Origin of the sequence: Brevibacillus centrosporus (assembly GCF_003710815.1) — a bacterium.
GTDB lineage: Bacteria > Bacillota > Bacilli > Brevibacillales > Brevibacillaceae > Brevibacillus > Brevibacillus centrosporus.
On the sequence record NZ_RHHP01000038.1, the window covers coordinates 203,677 to 219,229 of the forward strand.

Annotated in this window: 13 protein-coding genes; 6 read left to right on the forward strand and 7 right to left on the reverse strand. The window is 51.8% G+C overall.

All coding sequences use genetic code 11. The features are described from left to right. Positions 1 to 100: 100 nt before the first annotated feature. Positions 101 to 265 carry a YrzI family protein gene (locus EDM55_RS25490; protein WP_122924919.1) on the reverse strand — a complete coding sequence of 55 codons (165 nt, stop codon included), beginning with the start codon at positions 263 to 265 and terminating at the stop codon, positions 101 to 103. Positions 266 to 401: 136 nt separating this feature from the next. Further along, complete coding sequence (locus EDM55_RS30470) at positions 402 to 548, reverse strand: hypothetical protein (RefSeq protein ID WP_170184503.1); 147 nt, start codon at positions 546 to 548, stop codon at positions 402 to 404. Between the two features lie 648 nt (positions 549 to 1,196). On the opposite strand from EDM55_RS30470, the gene EDM55_RS25495 reads away from it, so the two are divergent. The 5 genes from EDM55_RS25495 to EDM55_RS25515 all read left to right on the forward strand — a co-directional run bounded on the left by EDM55_RS25495 (position 1,197) and on the right by EDM55_RS25515 (position 6,680). Further along, a complete protein-coding gene (locus EDM55_RS25495; protein ID WP_092267015.1) occupies positions 1,197 to 1,610 on the forward strand; it encodes a GNAT family N-acetyltransferase in 414 nt (137 codons plus the stop codon). Between the two features lie 48 nt (positions 1,611 to 1,658). After that, on the forward strand, positions 1,659 to 2,195 hold the full coding sequence (locus EDM55_RS25500) for a DUF402 domain-containing protein (protein WP_092267014.1): 537 nt from the start codon (positions 1,659 to 1,661) through the stop codon (positions 2,193 to 2,195). A gap of 58 nt (positions 2,196 to 2,253) precedes the next feature. Further along, entirely contained in the window at positions 2,254 to 4,014 is a 1,761-nt protein-coding gene (locus tag EDM55_RS25505) for an ABC transporter ATP-binding protein (protein ID WP_122961667.1), read from the forward strand. A gap of 66 nt (positions 4,015 to 4,080) precedes the next feature. Continuing rightward, complete coding sequence (locus tag EDM55_RS25510; RefSeq protein ID WP_122961689.1) at positions 4,081 to 5,295, forward strand: MFS transporter; 1,215 nt, start codon at positions 4,081 to 4,083, stop codon at positions 5,293 to 5,295. A 131-nt stretch (positions 5,296 to 5,426) separates the two neighbouring features. Further along, entirely contained in the window at positions 5,427 to 6,680 is a 1,254-nt protein-coding gene (locus EDM55_RS25515; RefSeq protein WP_122961668.1) for an MFS transporter, read from the forward strand. An 85-nt stretch (positions 6,681 to 6,765) separates the two neighbouring features. Here EDM55_RS25515 and EDM55_RS25520 read toward each other — a convergent pair whose 3' ends face one another. After that, positions 6,766 to 7,305, reverse strand: coding sequence for a GNAT family N-acetyltransferase (locus tag EDM55_RS25520; protein WP_092267011.1), 540 nt, complete (start codon positions 7,303 to 7,305; stop codon positions 6,766 to 6,768). Positions 7,306 to 7,569: 264 nt separating this feature from the next. Between EDM55_RS25520 and EDM55_RS25525 the strand changes: the two genes are divergently transcribed. Next, complete coding sequence (locus EDM55_RS25525) at positions 7,570 to 8,115, forward strand: flavodoxin family protein (RefSeq protein ID WP_092267010.1); 546 nt, start codon at positions 7,570 to 7,572, stop codon at positions 8,113 to 8,115. A 132-nt stretch (positions 8,116 to 8,247) separates the two neighbouring features. On the opposite strand, the gene EDM55_RS25530 is transcribed toward EDM55_RS25525, so the two are convergent. The 4 genes from EDM55_RS25530 to EDM55_RS25545 form a co-directional block, all read right to left on the reverse strand. Further along, positions 8,248 to 9,117, reverse strand: coding sequence for an NAD(P)-dependent oxidoreductase (locus tag EDM55_RS25530; protein ID WP_259676107.1), 870 nt, complete (start codon positions 9,115 to 9,117; stop codon positions 8,248 to 8,250). Further along, entirely contained in the window at positions 9,118 to 9,936 is an 819-nt protein-coding gene (locus EDM55_RS25535) for a pyrroline-5-carboxylate reductase dimerization domain-containing protein (RefSeq protein WP_122961670.1), read from the reverse strand. Positions 9,937 to 10,032: 96 nt separating this feature from the next. Then, positions 10,033 to 10,716, reverse strand: a complete 684-nt coding sequence (locus EDM55_RS25540; protein ID WP_092267007.1) for a zinc metallopeptidase — start codon at positions 10,714 to 10,716, stop codon at positions 10,033 to 10,035. 220 nt (positions 10,717 to 10,936) lie between these two features. After that, positions 10,937 to 15,466, reverse strand: a complete 4,530-nt coding sequence (locus tag EDM55_RS25545; protein ID WP_122961671.1) for a glutamate synthase-related protein — start codon at positions 15,464 to 15,466, stop codon at positions 10,937 to 10,939. Between the last annotated feature and the right edge of the window lie 87 nt (positions 15,467 to 15,553).

The window sequence follows — 15,553 nt, forward strand, 5'->3', positions numbered from 1 at the left end:
ATTTATAAGATTCTTAGCCAGTATAAGTGCAACTAAGGCTCCACCGCAAAGCTTGGCGGAGCCAAGTTTTCTAACGTAGGCTAAGTTCAATTGTTGTCTATTAACGAAACCAAAATTCCGGATACTGCGCTGCGATTTGACGCTTGCGCTCTTCCATTTCAGCGATAGCAAGATCCCGTTTGCATCTTGCTTCACGTTGTGCGGGCGTTAATTGCCGCTTTTCGAATTTGATCGTGATGGTGAAAAAAATCATTGGAATGTACACTCTATATCCCTCCCATCCCAAAGGAATTGGTCAGTCAGCCGCCGTCTATCGATTTGACTCCTGTAAACCTCATCACCTGACGCTTTTTTCTGCTTTTCATAAAAACATCCCTCCTGAATGATTTTTTTACGTGGCATTAGATGCGGCTGAGCAGTTGTGCAGCTTCGTATGCGTGAGCTTCCGCGCGCTTTTCCAAATAGCGGGAGCGTTCGCCTTCAACCATGCGTTCTACAGCAGAAGAACGTTCAATTTTGATCGTGAAGAAAAGAAAGTTGAGTACCATATTGAATCACCTCCTCTCAAGGTAGATTTTAGAAAAAAATGGATGTTGCTTGACACAGAAAAGACCGCGGACGACGGCCTGCGGTCTGGAAACAGCTCTCCCAAAAGGAAAGACCACAAGCGACAACGCCTGCGGTCTGGTATTTAACGAATAGTCATTGGTAAAGACACGAATGACAACTACAATTCGTTTTTCCAGGAGGCGTTGCGATATTCAGTTGTAGTAACCATAAGACGATCCGCATAAGTGAGGTGGTTCATAACGACAGTCATCATTTTGTTGCAGCCTCCTTTCTTTCGAGTAGTTGTAAAATCTTACTCTTAGAATATGGGAATTTTTTCCCCGTGTAAAGCACTTTTTACCCAAGTTCAAAAAGAAAATATATTCTGATAATTATCTTGCGAATTGCTGACAAAGCCCACTGTTCATGGTGCGGCCTGGACAAGTCTGCAGGATGCCCATTCATCGAAAGTGGACAGCGGATCTGAACCAAAAATCTTCCGTGCGCGAAGCGGGTAGCGCAAGAGAGAGGGGAGTTGTATAATTAATTTCTAACCGATTTTGCAGGTGATCTGAGTATGTCACGTGCAAGACAAACTTGTGTAAGTGGTGTACAATAGTAGAAGAAGGCAACGAAGGAGGCAACGTATGCTGATTCGTCCGTTTCGACTCGGTGACTATTCGGCTATAACTAGCATCTGGCAGGAAACCGGTTTGGACCAATCGGACACGGAGTCGTTGAACGATTTGGCCCAACAATTGGCATGGGACAGCGATTTAGTGATGGTTGCAGAAAAGGAAGGCAAAGTCATAGGGGTCGTGGTTGGCACCATCGATGGGGCTCGCGCCTATTTTTACAGACTTGCCGTTTTACCAAGTGAACAAGGAACAGGCATAGGCAGACAGCTGGTGGAAGCAATCGAGAAGCGGTTCAAGCAACGAGGCGTAAATCGCGTACTGATCATGGTGAATCAGGATAACCCAGAAGTTCTGCCCTTTTACCATTCGCTTGGCTATGAAATGCAAAAATATGTTACACTTTCCAAAAAGCTCTCTTCTTAAAGGAGGCTTGTCCCCATTCAGATAGAGAAGAGAAGAAAGGGGAGAGTCATGTCGCCGACTCCAGGCTCCAACATCCGCATTGAAAGTTATAAACATGACCATTCGTTGCACCGCATATGGGACAAATCTACGTTGATTCATACCAGTGATGCGGTCGTGATTGGGGGAAATGATCGAGTCAAGGTGACAGAGGCAGACGGGCGGGAATGGCGTACGCGCGAACCGGCTATTTGTACATTTGGTCGAGGTCAGTGGTTCAATACCATTGCCATGATTCGTGATGACGGCATTTATTATTACTGCAACATAGGTTCGCCATTCAGTATGAAGGGGCAACTGCTGAGTTACATAGACTACGATCTGGACGTAAAAGTCTATCCCGACATGACGTATTCCATTTTAGACGAAGAGGAATTCCTTTTGCATAGCAAGCAGATGAATTATCCTCCGATTGTGGTGGAACAGGTACAGACTGCTTTGCGGGAAGTGCTTGATTGGGTTCGTGCACGCCGAGGACCTTTTCAGAGTGGCTTTGTCCAACGTTGGTACGAGCGTTATCTTTTAGTAAGAGATGATGAGGAATAATCCCTTTCCCGTAAAGCCGGGGGAGGGATTTCCTTGTTTGCAAAGGAGCGTGTAGCGATTGAGCATAAGGCGTTATTTATCCTACGTGCTGCCTTATTGGAAAATGATCGTAGGCACCGTATTTATCGGAATCATCAAGTTTGCCATTCCTCTTTTATTGCCGCTTTTGATCAAATACGTCATTGACGATTTGCTGCCAAGCCCTATTCCCCAGGAAGAAAAGCTGACGAAATTATTTTGGCTCATGCTCGGAGCCTTCCTTTTGTTTACGGTTGTTCGTGCGCCTGTGGAGTACATCAGGCAATACTATGCCCAGTGGGTATCCAGCCGGATATTGTTCGATATCCGCAATCAGCTGTTTTCCCATCTGCAGCGACTTTCGATGCGGTACTACAACAATACGAAAACGGGCGAAATCATTTCTCGGGTGATCAACGACGTCGAATCCACCAAGACCTTTGTGGAAACAGGGCTCATGAATCTGTGGCTGGATCTCATCACCATCGTGCTGACCCTGGGAATCATGTTTTATATGGATCTCGAGCTGACGATTGTCGCGATCATCGTATTTCCACTGTACAGCATCTCCGTTAAGTATTTCTACAAGCGTTTACGTCAGCTGACAAGAGAACGGTCAGCGGCACTGGCTCATCTGCAAGGCCATTTGTACGAGCGGGTAAACGGAATGTCGCTGATCCGCAGCTTCGCCCTCGAAGAGCATGAGAGCAAGCAGTTCTCCAAGGAAAACGATCACTTTTTGAAAAAAGCATTGGCACACACCCGGTGGAATGCCAATACGTTTGCTGTCGTCAATACGGTGACAGACATCGCGCCCCTTCTGGTCATCGCTTACGCGGGCTATCAGGTAGTTGGCGGCTCCATGAGCGTAGGGACGCTTGTCGCTTTTTATGCGTATCTCGATCGGCTCTACACACCACTACGACGTCTGGTGAACTCATCGACCGTACTGACACAGGCCGTTGCTTCCATGGACCGGATGTTTGAATTTCTCGATGAGGACTATGACATCGTCGATCGGCCTGGGGCGCGAAATCTGCCAGTAGACCCTGTTACGAAGCGAATTCGCGGCGAAGTGCGCTTTGAAAATGTGTCTTTTCGCTATCGGGAGGAGGGGCCGCTGGTGCTTGAGAACATTACCCTCACGATTGAGCCAGGCGAGACGGTTGCTCTCGTCGGTATGTCGGGCGGAGGAAAATCGTCCATGATCAGTCTATTGCCCCGCTTTTGGGACGTGACAGAAGGACGAATCCTCGTAGATGGCATGGATGTGCGGGACGTCAAGCTTAGCAGCCTGCGCAATCACATCGGGATGGTGCAGCAGGATAACATCCTCTTTAGCGAGTCGGCCAGGGCAAATATTTTGATGGGGAAGCCCGACGCCAGCCACGAGGAGGTTGTGAGGGCGGCCGAGGCAGCCAATGCTCACGACTTTATCTCCACCCTGCCGAACGGGTACGATACGGAGCTGGGGGAGAGAGGCGTCAAGCTATCGGGAGGGCAAAAGCAGCGGGTAGCCATCGCACGTGTATTTCTACGCGATCCGGGCATTCTGATTCTGGATGAAGCGACTTCGGCTCTCGATCTGGAATCGGAGCATATGATCCAGGAATCACTGGCTCGCTTGACAAATGGCAGAACGACAATCATTGTTGCCCATCGACTTTCGACCATTACCCATGCAGATAAAATTGTTGTGATGAAGGAAGGTCGGATCGTGGAGCAAGGCAAGCACGAGGAGCTTCTGGAGAAAAGAGGGGTATACCATGGCCTGTGGAGTGTTCAGGATCTAGGGAAGTAAACGGGGCGGCTTCTACACTCGCGCATAAAAGAGCAGGGTGGATAGAAGAGAAGGGAGATGCAGCCGATGGAGACATGGCGGCGTAATCTATACGTATTGTGCGGCTCACTGTTTGTTGTCATGATGGCGATGAGTATGATCATGCCGTTTTTGCCGCTGTACATTCAGCAGGATTTCGGGATTGAAGATCCCCACGAGGTCACGGCTTGGGCGGGAATCATATTTGGGGCAAACTTCTTGACAGCCGGTCTGGTTTCTCCTATTTGGGGAAACCTCGCCGACAAGCACGGGCGAAAGATCATGATTTTAAGGTCGGGCTATTTCATGTCCATCACGGTAGCGCTGACTGGCTTTGCGGGAAGCCTGTGGCAGCTGCTGGCTTTGCGTTTGATCAACGGCTTGGTCGGTGGAATCATCCCTGCCAGCACTGCACTCGTCGCCTCATCCGTACCAAGGGACAGAATCGGGTGGGCGCAAGGGCTGCTTCAATCCTTCGTGACAGCAGGAACGATCATGGGGCCGTTGTTTGGCGGGGTATTGGCTGGCCGTATCGGGTTTCGGATGATCTTTGTGATCACGGGCTGTCTGCTGCTGCTCGCGACATTGGTCATCACGTTTACGGTGAAAGAGAACTTTGTACCACCTGAAAAAAAGGACCGGTCCAATCTGCGGGAAGATTTTCAGATGATCTTCTCGTCCAAGGAACTGCCGGCGCTCTTTTTTGTAACCGTGATGATTCAGTTTGCCTTGTTCAGCATCGTACCGATTCTGCCGATTTACATCGCGCAGCTGTTGGGTTCGGAAGGCAGCAGGGTCGCGCTATGGGCAGGTATTGTTCAAGCGGCGATGGGCGTGGCAAACGTCGTTGCGGCTCCGCGGCTAGGGATTTTGGGGGACCGGTTTGGCTCGCAAAAAGTTCTGCTCTTCGCTTTGCTGGCATCGGCCATTATCTTTATCCCGCAAGGCTTAGTCGCAACGGTCTGGCAGCTGGTCATCCTGCGCTTTTTGCTGGGGCTGTCATTGGGAGGATTGCTGCCATCCGTCAATGCCCTGCTGCGCCGAGCGACACCGACACATATGATCAGCCGTGTTTACGGCTACAATCAGAGCTTCGTCAGTATCGGCAGCATGCTCGGTCCCATGATCGGCGGCTTTTTGGCAGGCTATGTCAGTATCGAGGGTGTCTTTTTCATGACGAGCGCCTTTTTGCTGATCAATGCGGGCTGGGTGTACTACACATTTTTCCGTCACAAAGGCACTATACAAGGAATGGGCAGCTAAACTATAATAGAGAAAATTTCTGAAACGAGGTGTACCTCCCTTGTGATTCTGAGTCGGTTTGAACGAGTTCTGGCACGTTCAACTAAATAGGCGGATATTCTGTATCTGCAGCCGACTGGGAGGAACCTTTGATGTGGAATAGAAGGTTTATTTTCCTTTGGGGTGGTCAGACATTGGCCAACCTGGGGGATGTTTTTTATATTGTCGCGTTTATTTCCGCCGTCTACGCTGTGACAGACTCTGTCATGTATACTTCGCTGATCCCCGTCATGAATCTGACAGCGCAATCAGCGGGGGCGTTGACGGCTCCTTTTGTTTTCCGAAGGCTGTCACTGTCGCAGATGCTGGTGGTATCCCAAGGGAGCAAAACGCTTTTTCTCGCTGCAGCTGTACTGGTTGTTCCATTGGCGGAAGATAGGGGGCCTCAGCTCGTCTCGGCTCTTTTGGCAGTAGGAGCAGCGATTGCTTTTATGGATGGATGGTCAAATCCAGCGCGGAACTCCCTGGTTCCTCAGGTGGTGCCGCGATCAGAGCTGATGAGAGCAAACGGTTTGCTGGCAACGTCCGATCAAACGGCTTTCTTTGCCGGCTGGGCGCTGGGTGGTGTACTGGTCGCCTGGATCGGGTCAGGCTTGGTTATTTCCGGAACAGTCGCTGCGTATTTGGTATCGACGCTTGCGATGTTAGGGGTTGCACCCAACGAGGGTCGGGAGCGTGCCCAACCAAAAGCGGAGGCAGGGAATCCAAGCCTTCTGACCGGCTGGAGGTTCATCCGCACGAATCCAAAGGTACGTTTCGTTGTCACCGTGGATGCGGTGATTGGGTTGGCGAATGCCGTTTGGATTGCAGCGATCATGCTGCCTTTTGCCGTGCAGGAGCTGGAAAAGGGAGAAGAGTGGTGGGGCTACATCAATGCCGGTTACCTGCTGGGTGCTATCATTGGAGGCATACTTCTGCTGGCCAAAGCGCAGCGGATGCAAAAGCACTTGCCACAATGGATCATGGCAGGGATCATTGGCTCCGCAGTGGTTACCGTCGGGTTTGGAAGCAGCACGCATCCATTGCTCGCCCTCTTCTTTTCCTTTGCCTTGGGTCCATTGTACGAGGTCCATGCCATTTCCAAGCAAACCTTGCTGCAGCAAGCTACTCCCGAGGAACGTCTGCCGTACGTCCTGTCTGCGAAAGGGACGGTTGATACCATGGTTTTCGGGATTTCTGCCCTGGTCATGGGGGCGTTGGCGGAATGGCTGGGGACGCGGACCGTGTACTTTTTGTCTGCAGGTATTTTGTGTGTAGCGGTATTGTTCGCCTGGCATTTTCGCAGGCTGCAGTATCAGCACACAGAATGCGAGTACGGAAGCTATGGCAGCAACGATCATGTGTAAAAAATAGGACGAAGCCTCCTCTCAAAGCAGCGATTGCCTGCAATCGAGAGGAGGTTTTTTGATGCAGGAAAATGAGGGGACGTCATCAGTGCTTCCAATGCAGCACTTCATCCGGATTGGCCACACTGCGGCCGTAGTATTGTTGGGCACGGAAGTTATGGATCTCCTTACAGGCCTTTGCCATATTCTCGAGGACGACCTCCTGAGGCAGATTCTCATGGGGGCTCCAGTAATAGATGTTCATTTCATACGTCTCGCCATTTTCTTCTTCCCAGCTGTACTTGATGCGGTCTGCTTTTACAAATCCGTTCTTTTGATAAAAATGGACTCTCCTGATGGTATCTTCGTCATTTCGATCGATAGGTTCTACCTCTAGAATGATGTCCTTTCCTCTATTTTTGAGTGACGAAATGACCTTAGTGCCGATCCCTTGTCCACGTGTGGCAGGATTGATCAGGAGGTAATCGATGAAAATAAATGTTGGAAACTCTGCGTACAGCAAAAGGAATTTGTCGGTATCGACTTTGCGGTAAATGTCTGTTTCCCGGATGAGCGCCTGAATCTGGCCTTCCTTTTTCATTTCATATTCTGGAAAGTATTCATTGAGTCGGTCATACCAATCCATGAGTTATTCCCCCACTTGATCACTCGTGATAAACCCTCTATAGCTTATACACATTTGCCAATAAACACTCAGGCACTACAACGGCTTGTCCTTCCAGGGCGAGAGCAGGGGAGGCACGACTGGAATCCCGATTCCCTTCCAAGGATACAGATTTGTTTTTATGCAAAAGGTGATAAAATAGGAGGCAAATAGCAGCTGGCAGGGATATGCTCTAGCGCAGAAGCTCCATCCCAAGCCACCCATTGAATGAACGGAGTGAGAGAGATGAAGATTTTGGTACTGCAAGGCAGCTCGAGAGAAAATGGCAATACGGAGCAGCTCAGTCAGCTTGTTTTGCAAGGGATCCCTCATACACAAATCCATTTGCGCGAAAAAAACATCCGGGCGATCCACGATCAGCGGCATGATCCAGAGGGCTTCACAGCTGTAGACGACGATTACGATGCGATCGTTGAAGCCGTGCTGGAGCATGACGTGATCGTTTTTGCCACCCCGATTTACTGGTACGGGATGTCTGGATTCATGAAGGATTTCGTGGATCGCTGGTCGCAGAGCCTGCGTGACAAGCGTTACAGCTTCAAGCAAGCCTTGGCGCAAAAGCAAGCGTTTGTCATCACGACAGGAGGCGATGATCCGCGTGTGAAGGGCTTGCCTCTCATTCAACAGTTCCAATACATCTTTGGTTTTGTCGGCATGCCATTTGCGGGATACATCATCGGGGAGGGCAACAAGCCTGGCGATGTTCTGCAGGATAAGCGAGCGGTGGCAGAGGCGAGTATTTGGAACGAGCAGTGGAGCGCTAAGAGATAGGATAAGAAAAAGACTGAGAGTGAATGGCCGCGGGATTTCTTCCGCCGTATTCGAATCGTGAAGAGAATGAAAAAACACCCCTTATTTCTCCGTTTAAAAGACGGAAATAGGGGGTGTGCGTCTTTACAGCTCTTATCCTTCCAAATGCTTGATGATCGCCATCAGGTCCAGATCTCCCAGACCGCTCTCCAAAGCGTGCCGGTAGCTGGCGTTTGCCGATTCCGCCAAAGGAGTGGATACGCCTGCTGCTGTCGCCAGGCGCAAATCCTTCGCCATATGCTTGAGGGCAAAAGCAGCTGGAAAGTCATCGGCCAAAATAGACGCTGCTTTGCCGCGAATGAGTGGGGTTCCCACTGCACTTTCAGAAATGATGTTCAGCATCTGATCTGTGCCGATTCCGAGCGAGCGGGCAAATAACAAAGTTTCTGCTACCCCCTGCACGGTGATGCCAAGCAGCAGGTTGATAGCTAGCTTTGCAGAAGCTCCCGCACCGTTTGGCCCCAGATGGATCGCCGCTTTTCCGAGTTTGTCCAGCAGCGGCTTGGCTTGTTTGTAATCTGCCTCATCTCCACCCACCATGATGACGAGAGTACCTTCTTTTGCTGGCCCCACACTCCCCGACACAGGGGCATCCAAGAAGCGTAGGCCCGCTTGCTTGCTTTCACCCGCGATCCAGCGAGAAGTATCGGGCGAGATCGTGCTCATATCGATCGCCAGCTTGCCATGTGCGGCTGCAGCAAATATCCCTTCTGGCCCGCTGTAGACTGCTTTTACTGCATCGTCGTCACTGACCATCGTAAACAAGATATCGGATTGATCCACCAGCTGCGATACCGTAGGGACCAGTGTTGCCCCCAGAGCGAGCAGAGGGGAAGCTTTCTCCGGTGAGCGATTCCAGACGGCTACCTCATAGCCTGCAGCAAGCAGGTTGCTCGCCATCGGAATACCCATGTTACCTAAACCAATCCAACCTATTTTCATCGTTGCAATCTCCTTTTTCAGTTATAGCGTTGAATTTTGCTTATGAATCATTTGCTTGAGCGTATCATGCTTGGACGCTGTCATGTCAAACAGCTCGTCAAATCCTCTAGGGAGCGTCTTGCCGAGAACCCGCAGCCCTTCCTCGGTAATGCCGCCCTTGGTTGCCACACGCTCGATCAACTGATCAAAGCCGAGCTTTTCGTTTTGCAGGAGCGTAGCCGTTCCGAGCATGGTTTCAACGAGCATTTCCCGTGCTTTCTCAATCGACAGCGAGGGAGTCTTGCGTACGGCTGCCTGCGCGTAAGACTCGAGTATTCCGGCAATCAAGCCGGGTGCGCTGCTCGTCAAAATCGTCGCTGTCTCTATTTCTTCCTCAGTTATGTCCTGTGCCACGCTGATGCGCGATAAAAGCCATTTCAATTGCTCTCGCTGCTCAGAAGAAAGACGCTCGCTGCAAGCAAACAGGGAAACGCCGCGCAGCTCAGAAGAGGTGACAGTCGGGATTACTTTACTGACGGAGCCTGTATGTACACCTTCCAAATCAGCAATGCTTACGCCGGCTGCGACCGAGACTACATGCGTCTTCGCCGGGATGGAGAGTGTGCGCAGCAAGGGGAGAATTTCCAGTGGCTTGGTGCAGACAAAGACGATATCCACCTGATTGCATACCGCTTGAGCCGTGTCCGCAATTTTCAGGTCGTATGCGGCTCGCAGATTATCTGCTTTTTCCCGGGTTCGGTTGAAAACAACTAGTTCCTCTGGAGCGACAGCACCGCTTTTGCCAAATGCTTTTACGAGCATTTGGCCGATACTGCCCAATCCGATAATTCCGATATTCATTGGCCCAACCTCCTAGGTGATATTGTAACGCAAGCCAACGAAAAAAGGTACAGCACCCGCGAAGGGGAAGCTGTACCTTGGGAGGCTGTTTGGATTTTAGTCTTCGTCAGAGCCGCGGAAGATCATGATGTACTTCGCCAGCTCCAGAACGGAGATCAAAGCGGCCGCTACGTAAGTGAGAGCAGCTGCACCAAGTACCTTGCTGGCTTCACGTTCTTCGGTGTTGCGGATGAAGCCCATTTGCACCATCAGCTTTTTCGCCCGGCTGCTGGCATTGAACTCAACCGGCAGTGTAATCAGCTGGAAGGCAACGGCAGCAGAGAAGAAGATAATCCCGATCAAGAGAAGTCCAGTCATTTTGAAAAAGAAACCAGCCAACAACAGCAACGGAGCTACACCAGACACGAGGTTGACGACCGGAAAGATCCGGTGACGAGCTACCAGCATCGGATAGGAAACTTTGTGCTGGATCGCATGGCCTACCTCATGGCAAGCAACGGACAGAGAAGAGATAGAGTTGCCAAAGTAAACGGGATCCGACAGGCGCACAACACGAGAGAGAGGATCGTAGTGGTCTGTCAGCGTACCTGGGATATGCTCGACTGGAACGCTGGTCAAGCCGTTTGCATCCAGCATCCGACGTGCCGCCTCTGCGCCGCTCATCCCGGAGGAGGCAGGGACATTTGCATATTTGTTAAATGTGCCCTTTACCCGAAATTGCGCCCACAGGGAAAGCAGGAACGCAATTATGATCAAAAAGTCCATGGGATGAAAAAACATTTACAATCACTCCTTATAGTAATCGTTCGTATCGTTACGATTGCAATTTCATTACATCATTGTGTCCCATATCTGTGTATACGAATATCCCATCTGGCAGTTTCATTTTTTATTGTACAATCCATGACCATGCTTTGACAATATTATCACGTGCTTATATGTATGACAAAAAGAACTCCTCCAATACCTAGGAGGAGTTTGAAATGCAGGTATACAGGGATTACTCGGTAGAGACAGAAGGGTCTGCCTGCTCTTTTTTGGGGGAAATCATGATGAACTGCGAGGCAGCATCATCGCTCCAAGCCTGGACACGCCCTGCCGTTTCATATTGGGCAGTAGCGAGCAGCTCTTGCACATACGCACCGACCAGCTCCTGAACATCCTGTATGCCCTGCTTGTCGAGGGAGTACAGGAACACTTTTGCTCCCTTGGCAATCCGGCGTTCGAGCGCAGCTTTGTCAAAGCCCATCTCCGGCGTCAGCTTGACGTAGACCACACCACCCGTCATCCCTGCGCAAATCCATGGGCCCGGATCCCCGAGAACCACCGCACGGCCATTTGTCATGTATTCAAAGGCGAAGCCCTTCAGGTTTGCCCGCGCCCCGATTCCCCCCAGCTCGTCGCGGATCGGCTCCGTTATTTCTCCGCCAAAAACGACGTCTGCGCCAGATAAGCGGATGCAGGCGCGAGAGTCAGTATTGCCCTGCACGACAAACAGTCCCCGTTGCGCCCCGTAGCCAAAGCTTTTCCCGACAGATCCGTTGACGAAGGTACCGCGCAGCCCCTTTGCCTTCAGAACGGAGATGCGGCCGCCAAAGCTGGTTTTTCCCACTCCATCCTGAGCGCCTCCTTCGACGCGGATATTTACGCCCTGGACGTTGTAGGCAGCTAGACCATTCCCCGGTACGCTGCCTTCCACGAAGTGCAGAGAAACCTCTGGCAATGACGTGTAGCTTCCATCCAGATGATTTTCGACCCGCGCACCTGCCCAGCGGCTACCCAGTACACGCTCACCGGAGAGGATGCGCTTGAACGTATGTTGGATGGGGCGTCCGTCAGAAAAGGAATCGCTGGTATGGCTGCGAAGGGAAGTGGCTGCTGCGACCAATATGGGATCCTCTTCGGAGACGGTATCCGTCATTTGCCCAGTAAGCGGATGGACGTGTAAAAGGGAAGTAAGATCGATTTTGTCCAGCAGTCTCGTCTGTACCAAGAGATCGGAGCGTCCGACCAAATCCTGCGCGCGGGTAAAGCCAAGTCCAGCGGTAATGCGCCGTACCTCTTCGCCAAACAAGCCAAAGAATGTCTTGAGCCCGGAGACGGCGAGGTCCGTTTGCCGGGGAACGAAGCGTCGAAGTCCTTTTTCATGGGCTTCCTCTATGCTGTCGATCTGGGTAGCGATTCCGACATGGCAGGTATCCAGATGGCAGCCACGGCAAGTCGTGCAGCCGACAGCGATCATCGCAAGCGTCCCAAAACCGATACGATTCGCACCCAGGAGCATCAGTTTGACGACGTCAGCGGCACTTTTCACGCCCCCGTCTGCCCACAGCTCGACCTGATCGCGCAGACCAGCTTCGAGGAGGGCGTTATGGGCTGCTTTGACGCCGATTTCCGCAGGCAGTCCGACATGCTGCAGGGCGTGGACGCGGGCAGCTCCTGTCCCACCGTCAAAGCCAGATAAAGTAATGAAATCCGCTCCGGCTTTGGCAACACCGACGGCAATCGTCCCGATATTGGGCACGATCGGCACCTTTACGCAAATCTTGGCTTTGTCATTGGCGGTTTTCAGTTCGGTGATCATTTGCGCCAGGTCTTCGATGGAGTAGATGTCGTGGTTGTTGGAAGGGGAAATCAGATCTGACCCGATCGCGGCATTCCGAGCAGCAGCGATTTTGGCTGTGACCTTCGAGCCAGGCAAATGTCCGCCTTCTCCTGGCTTTGCGCCTTGCCCGATTTTGATTTCCAAAAGGTTTGCGGCGTTTGCCAGCTCGATATTGATGCCAAAGCGGCCGGATGCGATCTGGATGCCGCGCGTTTTCTGATAGCGCCCGAGCATGTCTTTGATCTCGCCGCCTTCTCCGTTCATACAGATCATATTCAGTTGATCCGCTGCCTTAGGATAGGCGCGAAAAGCCGTTTCGTTTTGGGAGCCAAACGACATGGACGAGATGAGGAACGGCAGCGAGTGCTCCCCGACGCTGATGTCCACCTGCTCCGGTTCTACATGGGCAGCTGCTTTGTCAAAGGCAAAGTCAGTCGTATGACGGACCGCGATGGGATTTTCCCGCTCGTTTTCATCCAGCTTCAAAGCGTAGTCCGAGTAGGGAATATCGCCGGCAGCCATCTGTCCGATCAGCTTCCACAAGCGAGGGAAGATATGGAACGTCTTGGATTCGCGTGCCGTTTCGCTGGAAAGGTCGTGATGGCGGCGAATGCTGTCCTCCTGCAGGTCGGCAAGTGACAGTCCGGCATGCTTCGAACCACAGAAGTTGACGATGCCAAGTGCTGCGGCAACCTCATCTTGCAGACCTATCGATGAGAAAAGCCGGCCGTAGCCGCGCAGCTCGTGGATGCCGAGCGTGGAAATGACCTTTTCCAAGCCTTTGTTCAAAGCTCCATATAAATGACCTGGAGCTGTTTCGGTATTTTTGGCAGAGGCAGTGGCAAACATCAGGTAGGGAGAAACAGCGTCAGCACCTGACCCGATGGAAAGGGCAAGATCGTGGAGGGAACGGATCGCCCCGGAGCGCAAGATCAGACTCGTCTTGCGGCGCAGGCTGATCCCGTCCTCTGCAAACGCCGTTTTCAGGCTTTGATCGACGACCGAGATGGCGAGCAGCGGATCGATCCAGTAATGCTCCTGCTGATGGGTGTCCGTATCGTCCAGAATGATCAGCACTGCTCCCTTTTCTACAGCTTTGACGGCTGCCTGGCGCAGTTCGTTCAGACCAGCCGCATACCCGTCCTGTTCTTGGAAATGAGAAGAGAGAATGGCGATGCTGGTTGGATGGTTATGAAAGGCATGAATGATTTGCTCCAGAGAAAGAGTCCCTTGCTGGCGAGCGGTTTTTTGCAGGGACTGCCCTTCTAAAAGGATGGGGGAAGGCAATTCCAGCTGCGGTGTCGTGACTGATTTGGAGGAGAGCGGTACGCGGGAGCCGAGGAGGATGCGTGTGGAGAAGTGCTCCATCTCACGGTCGCGGTCGATGGCAGGATTCGTGACGACAGCTACACTTTCTTTTATGTAGTCCGCCAGATTCTGTCTTTCCTTGGAAAGGGCGCCAAGCGGTCCGTCATGCCCAAGGGAGCGGATCGGCTCTGCGCCGTTGGATGCCATTTGCTCCACCAGCTGGACCTGTTCACGGTCCCATCCGAAAGCACTGTAAACGGAGGAAGTCGGAGCAGGGACATCAGGTTCCGTAGACAGAGCTTCTAAGTCATAAGCAAAATGCAAATGCTGACGGGCTTCATTCGGCTGAATTTTCTGTGAAAATCTTTCGTAGACGATCTGTAGAAGGTGATGATGCAAGATGACTTCTACGGGTTTGTCTTTATGAAGGCGCACCGCTACCTTTTCGCCAGGTGCTAAAGCTTTGGGCTCGCTCGCCATATCGTGGACGCTGATGACTCCTTGCTCCGAAGAGAAGTACAGAGAAGTCGCACCTTCCACCATCCAGAGCGGACGCAGCCCGAGGGCATCTACAGTAAATACACACTCCGACGAGAAGCGGGAAACGATGCCGACCGGGCCTTGTGCAAAATGTCCCCATGCTTGGCGCAGGTACACATAGAGATCCTGCAAGTGAGAGGGGAGGCCTTTCATTTCGTGATGGATCGGAGGGAAGACGACTTCCATGGCTTCGAACAGGCTCAGCCCAAAGCGGTGGATGAGAGTCTCGATTGTCCGGTTGAGATTTTGGGAATCACTGCCACCATCTACGAGTGGCACACCCAGCATTTTGGCCTCTTCCTCCAGCTTGCTGATCGTGTTGATCTCGCCGTTGTGACCTAGCAGGGAGAAGGGCTGCACGCGAAAGAAGTTGGACAAGGTGTTGGTCGAGTAGCGGTTATGGCCGATGGTAACAGATGAAACGAAGCGCCCGTCCGCCACATCGTGGAAGTATTGGGACAGCAAATTTGCCGAGCCCATCAGCTTGTAAGCCGTGCTGACCGGACTAAGTGATGCGACATGCACGTGGTAGGCTGCCTCTAGTGTGACATGAATAGCAAACAGCTTACGGGAATACTCGTCTTCTGTCAGCTCTTCCGACGCCCACACGGCGAGCTGCCAAAAGATCGGCTCATCCCGCTTGCCGTTTTTTCCTAGGACAGAGGAATCAACAGCATTTTCGTGCTCCAGCAAAATGGTCAGCCCCGCTTGGGTGAAAGCAGAGCGAATTTCTTGTTGAGTCGCTCGCATGTCATGGCCTTTTCGAGGAATGAACAGATGAGCGATGGAAAAGCGGGGATCATAGGCATGCGACCGATCGAGTCCGGCGTCATCCAGATAATCAGACCAGAGCGCGCGAGGAATATCCGTCAATATCCCGCAGCCATCACCCTCGCCGTTGATAAAGCCGGAGCGGTGTTCCATCTGAATCATGGTGCGAATGGTCTCATCTACATTGCTGCGAGTCGGACTCCCCTGTTTTTCAATGACACAAACGATGGCGCAGCTGTCATGCTCGATGCGATGATACTCGCGAAACTGTTCGATGCTTTCTTTTTTCTGGTCTCTATTCAGCATGATTCCGGTCAGTAGAGGAACTGACCACCCACCTCCCGTTGAATATTCTGAAATTTCTAACGATATTGTAGGTTTTAGGATAACACG